The sequence below is a fragment of the Erwinia sp. S38 genome, assembly GCF_016624545.1.
GTDB classification, from domain to species: domain Bacteria; phylum Pseudomonadota; class Gammaproteobacteria; order Enterobacterales; family Enterobacteriaceae; genus Erwinia; species Erwinia coffeiphila.
On the sequence record NZ_JACVTS010000009.1, the window covers coordinates 55131 to 72033 of the forward strand.

The following is a 16903-nucleotide window of genomic DNA, read 5'->3' on the forward strand; positions in this document are numbered from 1 at the left end:
CTTTTATACAGGAGAATACCGATGAGTACGCTTCAGACCGAAGACGCAGTAACCGCCTCTCAGCCACATCCTACCAATACTACACCGCGTGGCGTGCCGGGCTATCCGCGCCCGGCGCAGCCCGCGCATATTATTCAGAGTGATGAAGAGGCGATCCGCGTGGCTACCGAACTGGCCGCGCAGTTTGTTCTCACCGCCGCCGAGCGCGATCGCGACCGCATCCTGCCGATTACCGAGCTGAACGCGTTTTCTCAGAGCGGGCTGTGGTCGATCAATGTGCCGAAGCGCTTCGGCGGCCCGGAGGTCTCCTACGCCACGCTGGCGAAGGTGGTGCAGATCATTGCCGCCGCCGATCCGTCCATTTCGCAGATTTCCCAGAACCATCTTGGCGTGGTGGCGGCGATCCGCACGGTCAGCGATGAAGCACAGCAGCGCGAACTGTTTGCTCAGGTGCTGAGCGGCGTGCGCTTTGGCAACGCCTTCTCTGAGTTTGGCAGCAAGCGCGCGGCGGATTTCGAAACGCGCTTTGTTGATGACGGCGATCATGTGCTGGTGAGCGGCAAGAAATTCTACTCCAGCGGTGCGCTGCTGGCGCATCTGGTGCCGATCGTGGCGCTCGATGACCAGGGCCGGGCGTGGTACGCCATTGCCGACCGCGATGCGCCGGGGCTGACGGTAATCGACGACTGGTCTGCCTTCGGCCAGCGCACCACCGCCAGCGGCACCGTGCTGCTGGATAACGTGCGGGTGCCGAAAACCCATCTGGTTCCCGGCTATAAAGGCTATGAAGCGCCCAGCGCCGACGGCGCGATTTTCCAGATTGTGCAGGTGGCGATTGACTCCGGTATCGCCGAGGCGGCCATTAACGAAACCATCCGCTTCGTGCGCGAGAAATCACGCCCGTGGGTGGACAGCGGGTTGGATCGCGCCTCCGACGATCCTTACACCATTCAGCGCGTCGGCGATCTGACGCTGCGGCTGCACGCCGCCGAGGCGCTACAGGAAAAAGCGGGCCTGTGGATCGATCGCGCGGTGGCAGAACCGACGGCGGATAACGTGGCAAAAGCGCAGATTGCCGTGGCGGAAGCCAAGGTGCTGAGCACGGAAATCGCCATTGAAGCAACCAACCGCCTGTTCGAACTGGCGGGCACGCGTTCCACGCTTGCCGAGCACAACCTCGATCGTCACTGGCGCAACGCCCGTACCCATACGCTGCACGATCCGGTGCGCTGGAAGTACGCCATCCTCGGCAACTACGCGCTGAACGGGGTCAATCCACCGCTGCACGCCTGGAGCTGACGGTTTCGCCGGGCAAAAATAATTCTACTAATAACAGGGCATGAAAATGGTGAAAATGAAGGTGATATCGCTTACCCGGCTTCTCGTCGGGGTTACGCTGCTGCTGGCGCAGCTCTCGCTCGGCGCCAGGGCGGATGAACAGTATTTCCCGTTACAGAGCTATCGCGTCGGGCCTTATGCCGCCGCGGGCAGCGGCTTCTTTGGCGGGTTTATTGACTACTTACAGCTGATTAATCAGCGTGACGGCGGAGTTAACGGCGTCAAGCTTACCTGGGACGAGTGTGAAACCCAGTATGAAGTGGAGCGTGGCGTTGAGTGTTATAAACGCCAAAAAAGTAAGCCCGGCGTTGCCGCCTGGAACCCGCTTTCCGTGGGTATTGCCTATGCGATGATCGATGACGTCACCCGCGATAAAACGCCGCTGATCACTATCGATCATGGCCGCACCGATTCGACCGATGGCCGCGTCTTCCCGTATGTTTTCCCGCTGCTGCTTAACCCGTACAGCGAAACGTCGGGGATCATCAAATTTATCGGCACCCGTCTCGGCGGCCTGGACAAACTGCAGGGTAAAAAAATTGTCGTGCTGTACCACGGTTCGCCGTACGGCAAGGAAACCATCCCGATTTTTGAGCTGCTGGCGAAAAAATACGGCTTTGAAGTACAGCAGATCGAAGTGCCGCATCCGGGCAACGAACAGCAATCACAGTGGCTGACCATTCGCCGTGCGAAACCGGATTACGTGGTGCTGCGTGGCTTTGGCGTGATGAACCCGGTGGCGCTGAAAACCGCACAGAAGGTTGGTTACCCGGCGGATCACATTATCGGCAACGTCTGGTCGAACTCCGAAGAGGACGTGATCCCGGCCGGGAATGCGGCGAAGGGCTATATCGCACTGACCACCCAGGCATCCGGCTCGGTGTATCCGGTGGTGAAAGAGATTATTGATAAGGTCTACGGTGCCGGTAAAGGGAATCTGCAGGATCGTAAACGCATCGGCAGCGTCTATCATAACCTCGGCATCGTTAACGGCATTCTGAACGTTGAGGCGATTCGTATCGCGCAGCAGAAGTTTGGCCACCGCACGCTGACCGGCGATGAAATCCGCTGGGGCTTCGAGCATCTGCAGCTTGATCCTGCCCGTGTGGAAGCGCTGGGTGCCAAAGGCCTGTTCCACTCGATTAACGTGACCTGTGAGGATCACGAAGGCCAGGGCCGCGTGACCTTCCAGCAGTGGGACGGCAGCCAGTGGAAAGTGATTAGCGACTGGATTTCACCGGACTGGGCGCTGCTGCGTCCGATCATCGAGAAATCCGCCAGCGCCTACGCGAAGGAAAACAATATTACCCCGCGTAACTGCCAGGCTGAGAATTAATTATTGATAAAAACCTGCATTAACAGTCCGTTAATGCAGGTCAGTAAATGCTCACTTTGGGATGTAACTTACACGCTATAGCGGGTGAACTAAATCTTAACGGCTATAGCGTGTAATTTTTGTATTCTATTAATTACTTACCAATACAGAAGCTGGAGAATATCCGCCCCAGCAGGTCATCGGAGCTGAATTCCCCGGTGATTTCACTCAGGCTTTGCTGCGCCAGACGCAGTTCTTCCGCCAACAGTTCCCCTGCCCAGGCCCCAAGCAGCTGATGTTTGCCCTGCTGCAGATGTTCTGCCGCCAGCTCCAGCGCCTGAAGATGACGGCGACGAGCGAGGAATCCGCCTTCCATATTGCCCGAAAAGCCCATACTGGCCTTCAGATGCTCGCGCAGCACGTCCACCCCTTCGCCGGTGCGGGCGGAAAGGCGAATAAGTGAGTGACCGTTTACTTCTGTAATTCCCAACGTCTCACCGGTCTTATCGGCTTTATTACGTACCACGGTGATCGGCAGCGCGTCCGGCAGGCGGGCAATAAAGTCCGGCCAGATCTCGCCCGGTTCCGTTGCATCCGTGGTGGTGCCGTCGACCATAAACAGCACGCGATCGGCCTGTTCGATCTCTTTCCACGCACGTTCGATGCCGATGCGCTCAACTTCGTCGCTGGCTTCACGCAGGCCCGCAGTATCAATGATATGCAACGGCATGCCGTCGATATGAATATGCTCGCGCAGCACGTCACGCGTGGTGCCGGCGATATCGGTGACGATGGCGGCATCGCGACCGGCCAGCGCATTAAGCAGGCTTGATTTACCGGCGTTGGGGCGGCCGGCGATCACCACCTTCATCCCTTCGCGCAGCAGACTGCCCTGGCGCGCTTCGGCGCGTACGCCGTCGAGATCGGCAATCACCTTGTGCAGCAGCGCTTCAATTTTACCGTCGGAGAGGAAGTCGATCTCTTCATCCGGGAAGTCGATGGCCGCTTCCACGTAGATCCGCAGGTGAGTAAGTGCTTCCACAAGGTTGTTCACGCGGGTGGAGAAAACGCCCTGCAGCGAGTTAACGGCCGAGCGTGCTGCCTGCTCGGAGCTGGCGTCGATCAGGTCGGCAATCGCTTCCGCCTGGGCCAGGTCCAGCTTGTCGTTGAGGAAAGCACGTTCGGAGAACTCACCCGGATTGGCAATGCGCAGTCCGGGCAGCGCCACGATGCGTTTCAGCAGAAGGTCGAGGATCACCGGGCCGCCGTGGCCCTGCAGTTCCAGCACATCTTCGCCGGTAAAGGAGTTAGGGCCGGGGAACCACAGCGCGATACCCTGATCCAGGGTGCTACCGTCGGCGTCGCGAAACGGCAGATAGTCGGCATAGCGCGGCTTGGGCAGCTTGCCCAGCAGCAGCTGTGCCACTTCCGCCGCTTTGCTACCGGAAACGCGCAGAATACCTACGCCGCCGCGTCCTGGCGGGGTTGCCTGGGCAACAATCGTATCGCTATGGCTCATGGTTAACTCTCTTTTGATGCAAAAAAATAAGGCGGTCTGAGTGACCGCCTTAGTGTAAACAGTGTGTTCGTTATTGGCACGCGGCAACCGTAAAAAGGCTGCCCCGTGTTTTTACTCTTACGCTTTCTTCTTGTCGCGGCTGTGCAGGCCGCGTTTTTCCAGGCCGCGATAAATCAGCTGCTGCTGGATAATGGTCACCAGGTTACTGACGATGTAGTACAGCACCAGACCTGAAGGGAACCACAGGAAGAACACGGTGAAGATGACCGGCATAAAGGTCATGATCTTCTGCTGCATCGGATCGGTCACGGTGGTCGGCGACATCTTCTGGATGAAGAACATCGTGATACCCATCAGGATCGGCAGGATGTAGTACGGGTCCTGCGCTGACAGATCGTGTATCCACAGTGCAAACGGCGCATGACGCAGTTCTACCGAGCCCATCAGCATGTAGTACAGGGCCAGGAAGATTGGCATCTGGATAACCAGAGGCAGACAGCCGCCCAGCGGGTTAACCTTCTCAGACTTATACAGCGCCATCATTTCCTGACTCATGCGCTGTTTGTCATCGCCTAAACGCTCACGCATCGCCTGAATCTTCGGCTGCAGCATGCGCATTTTCGCCATGGAGGTGTACTGCGCTTTAGTCAGCGGGTACATGATGCCACGAACGATAAAGGTGATAACGATAATCGAGAAGCCCCAGTTACCGATGAAGCTGTGCAGGAATTTCAGCAGCTTAAACAGTGGCTGAGAGATAAACCACAGCCAGCCGTAGTCTACGGTCAGATCCAGGTGTGGGGCAATCGCCGCCATTTTGTCCTGAATTTCCGGGCCAACCCACAGCGTGGCTTTCAGCTCTTGCTGAGAACCTGCCGCGATAGTCACCGGTGCAGACTTGAAGCCAACTGCCGCTACGCCGTTACCCAGGTTGCTGGTGTACAGCGTGTTGCTGCCAGCGGTCTGCGGTACCCAGGCCGTTGCGAAGTACTGCTGCAGCATCGCCACCCAACCGTTGGTGGTGGTGGTGCTCAGGTTTTCGTTTTCGCTGATCTTATCGAATTTATACTTCTCGTAGTTGGTCTCACTGCTGGAGTAAGCCGCGCCACGGAAAGTATGCAGAGCAAAGTTGTTGCTGCCGGTATCACGATGCTTAGGCAGATCGATAGTCTGTTTCAGCTGACCGAACATCGACACTTCCAGCGGCTGCTGGCTGGCGTTGTTGATCTGATAATCGACGCCTATAGCGTATTCACCGCGTTTCAGCACGAAGGTCTTGGTGTAGACCGCGCCGTTTTCAGCGGTAAAGGTCAGTGGGATACGCAGTTCGTTCTGACCATCGGCCAGTTCGAAGCTATCCTGAGAAGCCGTGTAAAGAGGACGACCGCCGTTTGCCGGATTATCCGGGCCGTTACGACCGGTCAGGCCGCTCTGCGCCTGGTACAGGAAATCAGGGGTGTTTTCCAGCAGCAGGAAAGGCTTATCGGAACCCAGTGAGTCCGGATAGGTCAGCAGCTGTGCCTGGTCAATATCACCACCGCGAGTATTAATGCTTAAAGACAGGACATCGGTCTTAACGGTGATCGTTTTGCCCTGGCCGCTGGCAGGAACACCCTGATTAGCGACATCACCCGCTGCTGTCGTGGTCTGCGTGGTCTGGGTTTGCAATGGCTGAGGATTATTATCCGTCTGCCAGGCTTGCCAGATCATAAAAGACACGAACAGAAAAGCGATGAGAAAGAGATTGCGTTGCGAATCCATCGTTAATGTTCTCTGGTATCAATGGTTGTTTGGCGGTACCGGATCGTCGCCACCTGGGTTCAAAGGGTGGCATTTTAATATGCGTTTCATCGTCAACCAACTCCCTTTTATCACCCCAAACCTGCGCAATGCCTCAATTCCGTATTGCGAACAGGTAGGATGAAATCGGCAGTGAGGTCCCAGTAACGGGCTGATTACGCGCTGATAGACGCGAATCAGCGCGATTAGGAACCGCGAGCCAGGCGACAATGGCGGCGCCATAATTTCTCCAACGCTTCCGTCAATGCCTTATTATCCAGGTCAGCGACCCCTTTCTTCGCCACAATCACAAAATCCATTGCGGGAAGTTCATGCTGGCGCAGGCGAAAGCTTTCACGGGTCAATCGCTTGATCCGATTACGCTCGTGCGCACGCTTAACATGTTTTTTTGCGACGGTAAGACCGATGCGGGGATGCCCCAGCGTGTTCAGGCGGCCGAGAATGGTGATTTGCGGCGTGCCAGCCCGTTGTGGCTGCTGGAAGACGAAAGTGAAATGAGTGGGAGTTAACAAACGTAACTCCCTGGGAAATGCGAGCTTAACCACTCAGCGGTTAGCTTTTATTACTTAGAAACGGTCAGACGAGAACGGCCTTTAGCACGACGACGTGCCAGAACCTGACGACCATTTTTATTTGCCATACGAGCACGGAAACCGTGTGAACGGTTACGCTTCAGTACGGACGGTTGAAAAGTGCGTTTCATGGCGATTTCTACCTAAACTTGAATAATTTCACTTAGTGACGCGTTAACTGGCCCGAAAAACCGACCGACGCCTCAGTGTATCTTTAATAAAGAGGCGGGATTGTAATAATTGTACAGTCCAGAGTCAATTTACTTCGCGTGAAAACCGCGCCCTGATTGCCCGTTTTGACCCGCAAAAACAGCCATAAGGGCCACGGCGCAGCACGCCGGGGCAAGAATTATACGGCCTCCGTTAAAAAGCGCAAGGATCGTGCAGGATCATCTCGCGATCCCGTTACATTGTTTTTGCGGCAATAACGTGATGGCACCATTAAATTTCACTGAATGCAGACGATCCTGAATGTCTTTTGCGCAAGGTGGCGTAAACTAATCTGCGTTGTATGCGCCTGTGGATAAATTGGATCAAAACTGTGTAGAAAGTGAAGATCTCTGCGACGGTTTACGCTATGATCCGCCGTTCCGCTAACGATCCTTCGGGTCGTCTTGCTAACCGCATGCTTCCAGGATGCCGGGCTAGAGTGGAGTAACCGTAGATAACGGTTCGCATGCGTCTCATCGGCATGCGTCAACAATGATGAAATTATCGCTTCAGCGCCCTTATTTTTTCTTATCGAATTTTTTTTCGAGTGGAGTCCGCCGTGTCACTTACGCTTTGGCAACAGTGTCTTGCCCGTTTGCAGGATGAGCTACCTGCCACAGAATTCAGCATGTGGATACGCCCCTTGCAGGCCGAACTGAATGACAACACGCTGGCATTATATGCACCAAATCGGTTTGTACTCGACTGGGTTCGGGATAAATACCTGAATAATATCAATGCACTGCTAAATGACTTCTGTGGGCCGAACGTTCCGCTGTTGCGTTTTGAAGTGGGCAGCAAACCGGCGGTACAACCTGTCAGTCAGCCGGTCATGGCCAGCGCGCACGCCAGTGCGCCGGGTACAAGCAGCCGCGCGGCTCCGGTTCGCCCAAGCTGGGACAGCGTACCTGCACCGGCGGAACTGTCATACCGCTCTAACGTCAATACCAAGCACAACTTCGACAATTTCGTTGAGGGTAAATCAAACCAGCTGGCGCGCGCGGCGGCGCGTCAGGTGGCCGATAACCCCGGCGGCGCATACAACCCGTTATTTCTGTACGGCGGTACGGGCTTAGGTAAAACGCACCTGCTGCATGCGGTCGGCAACGGCATTATGGCGCGCAAGCCCAATGCCAAAGTGGTGTATATGCACTCCGAGCGTTTCGTACAGGACATGGTAAAAGCATTACAAAACAATGCGATAGAAGAATTTAAGCGTTACTACCGTTCGGTCGATGCGCTGCTGATCGATGATATCCAGTTCTTTGCCAACAAAGAGCGCTCTCAGGAAGAGTTCTTCCATACCTTTAATGCGCTGCTGGAAGGTAATCAGCAGATCATTTTGACCTCGGATCGCTATCCGAAAGAGATCAATGGGGTAGAAGATCGTCTTAAATCCCGCTTTGGCTGGGGCCTGACGGTGGCGATCGAGCCGCCTGAGCTGGAAACCCGCGTGGCGATTCTGATGAAAAAAGCAGATGAGAATGACATCCGCCTGCCGGGTGAAGTGGCATTCTTTATTGCCAAGCGTCTGCGCTCTAACGTCCGCGAGCTGGAAGGGGCGCTGAACCGCGTTATCGCCAATGCCAACTTTACCGGGCGTGCCATCACCATCGACTTCGTCCGTGAAGCGCTGCGTGACCTGCTGGCGTTACAGGAAAAGCTGGTCACTATCGACAACATTCAAAAGACGGTTGCCGAATACTACAAAATTAAAGTGGCCGATCTGCTGTCTAAACGGCGATCCCGCTCGGTAGCCCGCCCGCGCCAGATGGCGATGGCGATGGCGAAAGAGCTGACCAACCACAGTCTGCCGGAGATCGGCGACGCTTTCGGGGGTCGTGACCATACCACCGTGCTACATGCCTGCCGTAAAATTGAGCAGCTGCGTGAAGAGAGTCACGACATTAAAGAAGATTTCTCAAATCTAATCAGAACATTATCTTCCTGACTATGAAATTTATTGTAGAACGTGAGCGTTTGCTTAAACCATTACAGCAGGTCAGCAGCCCGTTAGGCGGCCGCCCTACTCTGCCGATCCTTGGTAACCTGCTGCTGCAGGTCGATGAAGGCACCCTGCGGCTGACCGGTACCGATCTTGAGATGGAAATGGTCGCGCGCGTGGCGCTGACTCAGGATCATCAGCCTGGCGCCACGACGGTTCCGGCACGTAAATTCTTTGATATCTGCCGTGGCCTGCCCGAAGGCGCGGAGATCACCGTGATTCTGGAAGGTGACAGAATGCTGGTGCGCTCCGGCCGCAGCCGCTTCTCACTTTCAACTCTGCCCGCCAGCGACTTCCCGAACCTGGACGACTGGCAGATTGATGTCGAATTCACCCTGCCGCAGGCGACCATGAAGCGCCTGATCGAAGCCACGCAGTTTTCGATGGCGCATCAGGACGTTCGCTACTACCTGAACGGTATGCTGTTTGAAACCGAAGGCGAAGAGCTGCGCACCGTAGCCACCGACGGACACCGTCTGGCGGTCTGTTCAATGCCGGTGGGTCAGTCTTTGCCAAACCATTCGGTGATCGTGCCGCGTAAAGGGGTGATTGAACTGGTTCGTCTGCTCGACGGTGGCGATACGCCATTACAGGTGCAGATCGGTAGCAACAATATCCGCGCGCACGTTGGTGACTTCATCTTCACCTCGAAGCTGGTTGACGGCCGTTTCCCTGACTATCGCCGCGTACTGCCGAAAAATCCGGACAAAACCCTGGATGCCAGCTGCGATCTGCTGAAGCAGGCATTTTCCCGTGCGGCGATTCTTTCCAACGAAAAGTTCCGTGGCGTGCGTCTGTATATCAGTGAAAACCAGCTGAAAATCACTGCCAACAACCCTGAACAGGAAGAAGCAGAAGAGATTCTGGACGTGAGCTACGGCGGCACCGATCTCGAAATCGGCTTCAACGTCAGCTACGTGCTGGACGTTCTGAACGCGCTGAAGTGCGAGAACGTGCGTCTGCTGCTGACGGATTCGGTTTCCAGCGTGCAGATTGAAGATGCAGCAAGCCAGAGTGCGGCCTACGTTGTTATGCCGATGAGATTATAGAGAATATCGGCCTGGCTTACTTGCCATTCTGGTCCCGTGCAGTGCTCGCCCTTGGTCACATACTTCAGTATGCTCCCAAGTTCTGTGCGCTGGCCGTAACCAGACTGGCTGCGCCGCCGACGGCCTGGATCGAATATGTCAGGTAAAATCCCCTTCACGCTGGATTCGTTATGGCTTTAACCCGCCTTCTTATTAAAGATTTTCGTAATATCGAAAATGCGGATCTGACGCTGGCCCCGGGGTTTAATTTCCTTGTGGGCCCCAACGGCAGCGGCAAAACCAGCGTGCTGGAAGCGATCTATACCCTTGGCCACGGTCGTGCGTTTCGCAGCCTGCAGGCCGGGCGGGTGATCCGCCACGATCAGGACGCCTATGTGCTGCACGGCCGTATTGCTGGCGCTGAACGCGAGATCTCGGTTGGCCTGACCAAAAATCGTGCCGGCGACAGTAAAGTCCGTATTGACGGTAGCGACGGCCATAAAGTGGCCGAGCTGGCGCAGATGCTGCCGATGCAGCTGATCACGCCGGAGGGGTTTACCCTGCTGAACGGCGGGCCGAAATTTCGCCGCGCCTACATCGACTGGGGCTGCTTCCACAACGAGCCGGGCTTTTTTAATGCCTGGAACAACCTTCGCAGGCTGTTAAAGCAGCGCAACGCCGCGCTGCGCCAGGTGACGCGCTACCAGCAGATTCAGGCATGGGACCGTGAACTGGCCCCGCTTGCCGAGCAGATAAGCGCATGGCGTTCGGCCTACAGCGAAGCGATTGCCGCCGATATCAATACAACCTGTGCGCAGTTTTTACCCGAGTTCGAACTGAGTTTCTCTTTCCAGCGCGGCTGGGATAAAGAGAGCGACTACGCGGAACTGCTCGAACGTCAGTTCGAGCGCGATCGCGCACTGACCTATACCGCCACCGGCCCGCACAAAGCGGATTTCCGCATTCGTGCCGAAGGGACGCCGGTGGAAGATTTACTCTCACGCGGCCAGCTAAAGCTGCTGATGTGCGCCCTGAGGCTGGCGCAGGGTGAGTTTCTCACCCGACAGAGCGGGCGTCGTTGCCTGTATCTGATAGATGATTTTGCCTCTGAGCTGGATGAGACGCGTCGACAGCTGCTGGCGTCGCGTTTGAAAGCCACTCAGGCCCAGGTTTTCGTTAGTGCCATTGGTAGTGAACATGTGTTCGATATGGCTGACGAAAAGGGCAAGATGTTCCACGTGGAACAGGGTAAAATAGCGGTTCAACCTGAAGATTAAATGAGCGAGAAACGTTGATGTCGAATTCTTATGACTCCTCAAGTATTAAAGTTCTTAAAGGACTTGATGCTGTACGCAAGCGCCCTGGTATGTATATCGGCGATACGGATGACGGTACCGGTCTGCATCACATGGTCTTCGAGGTCGTGGATAACGCCATTGACGAAGCACTCGCCGGCTACTGCTCCGATATTGTTGTTACCATTCATGCCGATAACTCTGTTTCCGTGCAGGATGATGGCCGCGGGATCCCGACCGGCATTCACCCGGAGGAAGGGGTTTCCGCTGCCGAAGTGATCATGACCGTGCTGCACGCAGGCGGTAAATTTGATGACAACTCTTATAAAGTTTCCGGCGGTCTTCACGGCGTGGGTGTCTCAGTGGTTAACGCCCTGTCTGAAAAGCTGGAGCTGACCATCCGTCGTGACGGTAAGGTTCACCAGCAGATCTACGTGCACGGTGAGCCGCAGGCTCCGCTGAGCGTCACCGGCGAAACCGAACTCACCGGTACTCGCGTGCGCTTCTGGCCAAGCCACCAGACCTTTACCAACGTTACCGATTTCGAATATGAGATCCTGGCTAAACGCCTGCGTGAGCTCTCCTTCCTGAACTCTGGCGTGTCGATCAGGCTGGAAGATAAGCGTGACGATAAGAAAGATCACTACCACTACGACGGCGGTATTAAGGCGTTTGTGGAGTATCTGAACAAGAACAAAACCCCGATTCACCCAAATGTGTTCTATTTCTCTACTGAGAAAGATGGCATTGGCGTGGAAGTGGCGCTGCAGTGGAACGACGGTTTCCAGGAAAACATTTACTGTTTCACTAACAACATTCCACAGCGCGACGGCGGTACACACCTGGCCGGCTTCCGTGCGGCGATGACCCGTACGCTGAATGCCTACATGGATAAAGAAGGCTACAGCAAGAAAGCCAAAGTCAGCGCCACCGGTGACGATGCGCGTGAAGGCCTGATTGCGGTCGTGTCGGTGAAAGTGCCGGACCCTAAATTCTCCTCGCAGACCAAAGACAAGCTGGTTTCCTCCGAGGTTAAATCGGCGGTTGAACAGCAGATGAACGAACTGCTGAGCGAATATCTGCTGGAAAATCCGGGCGATGCGAAAATCGTCGTCGGTAAGATTATTGATGCTGCGCGTGCGCGTGAAGCCGCACGCCGTGCCCGTGAGATGACCCGTCGTAAGGGCGCGCTGGATCTGGCAGGCCTGCCGGGCAAACTGGCCGACTGTCAGGAGCGCGACCCGGCGCTGTCTGAAATTTACCTGGTGGAGGGTGATTCTGCGGGCGGTTCAGCCAAGCAGGGTCGTAACCGTAAAAACCAGGCGATTCTGCCGCTGAAAGGTAAAATCCTTAACGTGGAAAAGGCGCGCTTCGACAAGATGCTCTCTTCGCAGGAAGTCGCGACGCTGATCACCGCGCTGGGCTGCGGCATTGGTCGCGATGAATATAACCCGGACAAACTGCGCTATCACAGCATCATCATCATGACCGATGCCGACGTCGATGGTTCGCATATCCGTACGCTGTTGCTGACTTTCTTCTACCGTCAGATGCCGGAAATCATCGAGCGTGGCCACGTGTATATCGCACAGCCGCCGCTGTATAAGGTGAAAAAAGGCAAGCAGGAACAGTACATCAAAGACGACGAAGCCATGGACCAGTACCAGATCGCTATCGCTCTTGATGGCGCCACGCTGCACACCAACGCCAATGCGCCTGCGCTGGGCGGTGAGCCGCTGGAGTCGCTGGTGGCTGAATTCAACAGCACGCGCAAAATGATCAAGCGTATGGAGCGCCGCTATCCGGTAGCGCTGCTGAATGCGCTGATCTACAACCCAACGCTGAGCGATCTCTCTGCGGAAGCGGCGGTGCAAAGCTGGCTGGATACCCTGGTGACCTGGCTGAACGAGAAAGAGCAGCACGGCAGCAGCTACGTTGGTGTGGTGCGTGAAAACCGTGAGCTGCATATCTTTGAGCCGGTGGTTCGCATCCGTACTCACGGTGTGGATACCGATTATCCGCTGGATACGGAATTTATGCTGGGCGCGGAATACCGCAAAATCTGTACGCTGGGTGAAAAACTTCGCGGCCTGATTGAAGAAGATGCCTACATTGAGCGCGGCGAGCGCCGCCAGCCGGTTGCCAGCTTCGAGCAGGCAATGGACTGGCTGGTGAAAGAGTCACGTCGTGGCCTGTCCGTACAGCGTTATAAAGGTCTGGGTGAAATGAACCCGGAACAGCTGTGGGAAACCACCATGGACCCGGACAGCCGTCGTATGCTGCGCGTGACGGTGAAAGATGCGATTGCGGCCGATCAACTGTTCACCACGCTGATGGGTGATGCGGTTGAGCCACGTCGCGCCTTTATCGAAGAAAACGCCCTGCGGGCGGCAAACATCGATATCTAAGAACCGACGCAGGGGCGGCTTGTTTCAGGCCGCCCCTGAATAACCGTTCTGCCTCTGCCTTAATTCTTTTTCTGCAATTTTCAACCATTCGCTGCATCCAAACACGTCCGTCAGCGTTCGCCATTTTTTCCGCAATTCACCGTGCCGGTAACTAACTGTGTAACCTGCTGGAGATCGCCAGCTGAATCGCGCTAGCATGGAACAAAACAGAAGCTAAGGAGTGTGGCATGGCGATTAAATTAATAGCGATTGATATCGATGGGACGCTGCTTAACCCGCAGCACGAAGTGACCCCCCGGGTGAAGGCGGCGATTGAAGCGGTGCGTGATAAAGGCGTGGCGGTGGTGCTGGCAACCGGGCGACCGTTCCTCGGCGTACAGCGCTACCTGCGCGAGCTGGGCCTGGAGCAAGAAGGCCAGTACTGCATCACCAACAACGGCGCACTGGTGCAAAAAGCGAACGATGCCAGCTGCGTGGCTGAAGTGCCGGTGACCTTCGATGACTACCTCTACTATGAGCAGATGTCCCGCGAGCTGGGGGTAAACTTCCAGGCGCTGACCCAGAGCCACCTCTATACCGCCAACAAAGATATCAGCCGCTATACCGTTCACGAAGCGGGCCTCACTGGCATGCCGCTGCGCTACCGTACCGTGGAAGAGATGGACCCAACGCTTATCTTCCCGAAAATCATGATGATCGATGAGCCTGAACTGCTGGACGCGGCGATTGCCCGCATTCCTGCTGAAGCTTACGAACGTAACACCATCATGAAAAGCGCGCCGTTCTTCCTGGAAATCCTCAATAAAGAGGTGAACAAAGGGGCCGGCGTTAAGCTGCTGGCGGAGCTTCTTGGCTTGCAGCGCGACGAACTGATGGCGCTGGGCGATCAGGAAAACGACCTGGCGATGCTGGAATTTGTCGGTACGGGCGTGGCGATGGGCAATGCGATTCCGGTGGTGAAAGAGATCGCCCAGTTCGTAACGACATCCAATCGTGAAGACGGTGTCGCCGTGGCGATTGAGAAATTTGTTCTGTAAAAGGGCTGCCCGATGAGTGAACAACAGATCACCTTCGCCCCCCGGCATCATCAGCTGACCAACATAAACGTCTGGACCGCCGACAGTCAGTGGCTGGTCTATGACGTGCGCCCTTCCGGGGCGTCTTTTACCGGCCTGACTATTGAGCGGGTCAACGTCAGCAGCGGCGCGGTGGAGGTGCTGTATCAGGCGCGGGACGGTGCGCACGTTGGCGTGGTAACCGCCAGTCCTGATCTTCCGCCGCGCTACGTCTGTATTCACGGGCCGGAGCATCCTGACAGCCTGTGGAAATATGATTTTCATCATCGGCGTGGGGTGATTATTCAGCACGGCGTGGCGGAGAATCTGGACGCCTGCGATATTACGCCACCCTTCACGCCCGGCGCGCTGCGCGGCGGTTCTCACGTCCATGTGTTCAGCCCGGACGGCAGCCGCTTAAGTTTTACCTACAACGATCACGTGATGCATGAGTGGGACAAAACCCAGGATTTACGCAATGTTGGCGTTGCCGTACCGCTGCATGCGGTGTGCCCGCCGAAGCGTCACCCGCGTGAATACGACGGCAGCCACTACTGCGTGCTGGTCAGTCAGACCACGCCAACGCCGCAGCCGGGCAGCGATGAGATCAATCGCGCTTATGAAGAGGGATGGATTGGCTCCCGGGGTTATCAGCGGGGCGCGCAGCGGCAGCGCTGGGCGCTGGCCTTTATTGGCGATACGCTGGCGGCAAACGGTGAGAAGGTGGCGGAAGTGTTCGTCGTCGATCTGCCGGAGGATAACGCTGATTTTGCCGTTCCGGGGGCCTTTCCGCTGGAAGGTACAGCAACGCGGCTGCCTGCTCCGCCTGAGAGCGTACAGCAGCGGCGCGTCACCTTTACCCATCATCGCCGCTATCCCGGTCTGGTCAGTACGCCGAGGCACTGGCTGCGCAGCTCACCGGATGGCAGCGTGATTGCCTTCCTGATGAAGGATGATGACGGTGTGGTTCAGCTATGGACGATTTCGCCGTTGGGCGGTGAGCCGCGACAGGTGACTCGAGCGGAGACCGATATTCAGTCGGCCTTCAGCTGGCACCCTGACGGCGGTAGCCTGGCATTTATCTGCGATAACAGCGTAACGCTCTGTTCGCTGGAAACGGGAAAACTGCGCCGTATTACCCCGCGCAGTGAAACCGCACCCTCAGCGGATGCGGTAGTATTTTCCCCCGACGGGCAGCGCGTAGCTTACCTGCGCAGCCGCGACGGGTATCAGCAGATCTTTATGGCGTCGGTGAGTTAGCGGCCATCGGGGCCGCCTGCGACAGTCCGTCGGCGGTCCTGTTTTGCTGTTCGCTACGGCGCACGCGCTCACGCGGGGAGTCCGTATCATCGGTACGATAGTAATCCCACGGCAGCAACAGCGTATCCATCACCGCAGAAAACGGTAAATCAATCGCCGCCAGCGGCTTCATCGCCCAGCTGCTGTCATCATCGGTCAGCACGCTGGCGCTGGCGCGGGTGCCGGGGTAGTAGCCCTGGCTGGGGCCGGTATGGGTCATGACGCTGGAGCAGCCGCTGGTTGCGCCAAGCGAGGCGCAGGTAAGCAATCCTGCAGCGGTATACTTCTTTAATGCCTTCATCATTTACTATCCCTTCAGTCGTTGCAGCCTGCTGAGATCTGTCGTCAAACGCGGGGGGATACCGGTCCACTCTTACGGTGGCTGGCACAAAGGCCGACGAACTCATCCCTGAGTGTATGACATTCAGTGCGATCGGGTTAAAAAAATTGCAACTTACCCTTGAAAGCGTCACCCATGTCACCATTTTACTACTACGGTCAGTGAAGTACCTGCGCCGACAGGGCGGTACTTACTGAGCCAGCGACTCGTCCATAGTGGAGAGTCGATATCTTAATAACTCGCTGTATATCAGGAGCTTAAACATGCGTAATTTCGACCTTGCCCCACTGTATCGTTCATCTATCGGCTTTGACCGTCTGATCAACCTGCTGGAAACCAGCCAGGGTCAGGGGAACAACGGCGGCTACCCTCCCTACAACGTGGAGCTGGTGGCGGAAAACCACTATCGTATTACGATTGCCGTGGCCGGTTTTGCGGAAAGCGAGCTGGAGATCACCTCCCACGACAATTTACTGACTGTTCGCGGCTCGCATCCTGAAGAGCAGGAACAGCGCACCTATCTGTATCAGGGCATCGCGGAACGTAACTTTGAGCGTAAATTCCAGCTGGCGGAGCACGTCCACGTGCGGGATGCTCGCCTGGAGAATGGTCTGCTGTACATCGACCTGGAACGCGTGGTGCCGGAAGCCAATAAACCGCGCCGCATTGAAATTCTGAAATAATGCTGATGCAGGGGCCGCCGTTAAGCGGCCCCTGTT

14 protein-coding genes and 1 pseudogene are annotated in these 16903 nt (G+C 56.2%); 9 read left to right on the forward strand and 6 right to left on the reverse strand.

Annotated elements, in window-relative coordinates:
• Positions 1-21 precede the first annotated feature (21 nt).
• Together IBT46_RS12035 and IBT46_RS12040 are read left to right on the forward strand one after the other, a co-directional pair.
• On the forward strand, positions 22-1299 hold the full coding sequence (locus IBT46_RS12035) for an SfnB family sulfur acquisition oxidoreductase (protein ID WP_200545856.1): 1278 nt from the start codon (positions 22-24) through the stop codon (positions 1297-1299).
• A gap of 46 nt (positions 1300-1345) precedes the next feature.
• On the forward strand, positions 1346-2674 hold the full coding sequence (locus tag IBT46_RS12040) for an ABC transporter substrate-binding protein (RefSeq protein ID WP_234480092.1): 1329 nt from the start codon (positions 1346-1348) through the stop codon (positions 2672-2674).
• A 133-nt stretch (positions 2675-2807) separates the two neighbouring features.
• On the opposite strand, the gene mnmE is transcribed toward IBT46_RS12040, so the two are convergent.
• The 5 genes and pseudogenes from mnmE to rpmH all read right to left on the reverse strand — a co-directional run bounded on the left by mnmE (position 2808) and on the right by rpmH (position 6675).
• The gene (gene mnmE / locus IBT46_RS12045) at positions 2808-4172 is read right to left on the reverse strand and encodes a tRNA uridine-5-carboxymethylaminomethyl(34) synthesis GTPase MnmE (RefSeq protein WP_200545858.1); all 1365 of its coding nucleotides are present in this window, start codon (positions 4170-4172) and stop codon (positions 2808-2810) included.
• A gap of 117 nt (positions 4173-4289) precedes the next feature.
• Positions 4290-5933, reverse strand: a complete 1644-nt coding sequence (gene yidC / locus IBT46_RS12050; protein ID WP_105595318.1) for a membrane protein insertase YidC — start codon at positions 5931-5933, stop codon at positions 4290-4292.
• Between the two features lie 2 nt (positions 5934-5935).
• Positions 5936-6194, reverse strand: a pseudogene (yidD, locus tag IBT46_RS12055) (membrane protein insertion efficiency factor YidD).
• Positions 6158-6517: a ribonuclease P protein component gene (rnpA, locus tag IBT46_RS12060; RefSeq protein WP_105595320.1), complete on the reverse strand. Its 360-nt coding sequence runs from the start codon at positions 6515-6517 to the stop codon at positions 6158-6160. The pseudogene yidD and the gene rnpA overlap by 37 nt, the downstream one beginning before the upstream one ends.
• A gap of 17 nt (positions 6518-6534) precedes the next feature.
• The gene (gene rpmH / locus IBT46_RS12065; RefSeq protein ID WP_003023858.1) at positions 6535-6675 is read right to left on the reverse strand and encodes a 50S ribosomal protein L34; all 141 of its coding nucleotides are present in this window, start codon (positions 6673-6675) and stop codon (positions 6535-6537) included.
• 638 nt (positions 6676-7313) lie between these two features.
• On the opposite strand from rpmH, the gene dnaA reads away from it, so the two are divergent.
• The 6 genes from dnaA (at position 7314) to IBT46_RS12095 (ending at position 15805) form a co-directional block, all read left to right on the forward strand.
• Positions 7314-8705: a chromosomal replication initiator protein DnaA gene (gene dnaA / locus IBT46_RS12070; protein ID WP_200545859.1), complete on the forward strand. Its 1392-nt coding sequence runs from the start codon at positions 7314-7316 to the stop codon at positions 8703-8705.
• Positions 8706-8707: 2 nt separating this feature from the next.
• Positions 8708-9808, forward strand: coding sequence for a DNA polymerase III subunit beta (gene dnaN, locus IBT46_RS12075; RefSeq protein ID WP_105595322.1), 1101 nt, complete (start codon positions 8708-8710; stop codon positions 9806-9808).
• Positions 9809-9978: 170 nt separating this feature from the next.
• On the forward strand, positions 9979-11064 hold the full coding sequence (gene recF, locus IBT46_RS12080; protein ID WP_200545860.1) for a DNA replication/repair protein RecF: 1086 nt from the start codon (positions 9979-9981) through the stop codon (positions 11062-11064).
• A 17-nt stretch (positions 11065-11081) separates the two neighbouring features.
• On the forward strand, positions 11082-13490 hold the full coding sequence (gene gyrB / locus IBT46_RS12085) for a DNA topoisomerase (ATP-hydrolyzing) subunit B (protein WP_200545861.1): 2409 nt from the start codon (positions 11082-11084) through the stop codon (positions 13488-13490).
• Positions 13491-13717: 227 nt separating this feature from the next.
• Positions 13718-14527, forward strand: coding sequence for a sugar-phosphatase (yidA, locus tag IBT46_RS12090; protein ID WP_200545862.1), 810 nt, complete (start codon positions 13718-13720; stop codon positions 14525-14527).
• Positions 14528-14539: 12 nt separating this feature from the next.
• Positions 14540-15805 (forward strand): DUF3748 domain-containing protein, encoded by a 1266-nt coding sequence (locus IBT46_RS12095; protein WP_200545863.1) that lies wholly within the window; start codon positions 14540-14542, stop codon positions 15803-15805.
• On the opposite strand, the gene IBT46_RS12100 is transcribed toward IBT46_RS12095, so the two are convergent.
• Positions 15786-16145 carry a YceK/YidQ family lipoprotein gene (locus IBT46_RS12100; protein ID WP_200545937.1) on the reverse strand — a complete coding sequence of 120 codons (360 nt, stop codon included), beginning with the start codon at positions 16143-16145 and terminating at the stop codon, positions 15786-15788. The genes IBT46_RS12095 and IBT46_RS12100 overlap by 20 nt on opposite strands.
• 302 nt (positions 16146-16447) lie before the next feature.
• Here IBT46_RS12100 and ibpA point away from each other — a divergent pair, with 302 nt between their 5' ends.
• Complete coding sequence (ibpA, locus tag IBT46_RS12105; protein ID WP_105595327.1) at positions 16448-16867, forward strand: small heat shock chaperone IbpA; 420 nt, start codon at positions 16448-16450, stop codon at positions 16865-16867.
• Positions 16868-16903 lie beyond the last annotated feature (36 nt).

Bases quoted from the DNA above. Each gene is read 5' to 3' on its own strand.
- IBT46_RS12035 (WP_200545856.1), top strand. From the start codon at position 22: ATGAGTACGCTTCAGACCGAAGACGCAGTAACCGCCTCTCAGCCACAT.
- IBT46_RS12040 (WP_234480092.1), top strand. From the start codon at position 1,346: ATGGTGAAAATGAAGGTGATATCGCTTACCCGGCTTCTCGTCGGGGTT.
- mnmE (WP_200545858.1), bottom strand. From the start codon at position 4,172: ATGAGCCATAGCGATACGATTGTTGCCCAGGCAACCCCGCCAGGACGC.
- yidC (WP_105595318.1), bottom strand. From the start codon at position 5,933: ATGGATTCGCAACGCAATCTCTTTCTCATCGCTTTTCTGTTCGTGTCT.
- rpmH (WP_003023858.1), bottom strand. From the start codon at position 6,675: ATGAAACGCACTTTTCAACCGTCCGTACTGAAGCGTAACCGTTCACAC.
- dnaN (WP_105595322.1), top strand. From the start codon at position 8,708: ATGAAATTTATTGTAGAACGTGAGCGTTTGCTTAAACCATTACAGCAG.
- recF (WP_200545860.1), top strand. From the start codon at position 9,979: ATGGCTTTAACCCGCCTTCTTATTAAAGATTTTCGTAATATCGAAAAT.
- gyrB (WP_200545861.1), top strand. From the start codon at position 11,082: ATGTCGAATTCTTATGACTCCTCAAGTATTAAAGTTCTTAAAGGACTT.
- yidA (WP_200545862.1), top strand. From the start codon at position 13,718: ATGGCGATTAAATTAATAGCGATTGATATCGATGGGACGCTGCTTAAC.
- IBT46_RS12095 (WP_200545863.1), top strand. From the start codon at position 14,540: ATGAGTGAACAACAGATCACCTTCGCCCCCCGGCATCATCAGCTGACC.
- IBT46_RS12100 (WP_200545937.1), bottom strand. From the start codon at position 16,145: ATGAAGGCATTAAAGAAGTATACCGCTGCAGGATTGCTTACCTGCGCC.
- ibpA (WP_105595327.1), top strand. From the start codon at position 16,448: ATGCGTAATTTCGACCTTGCCCCACTGTATCGTTCATCTATCGGCTTT.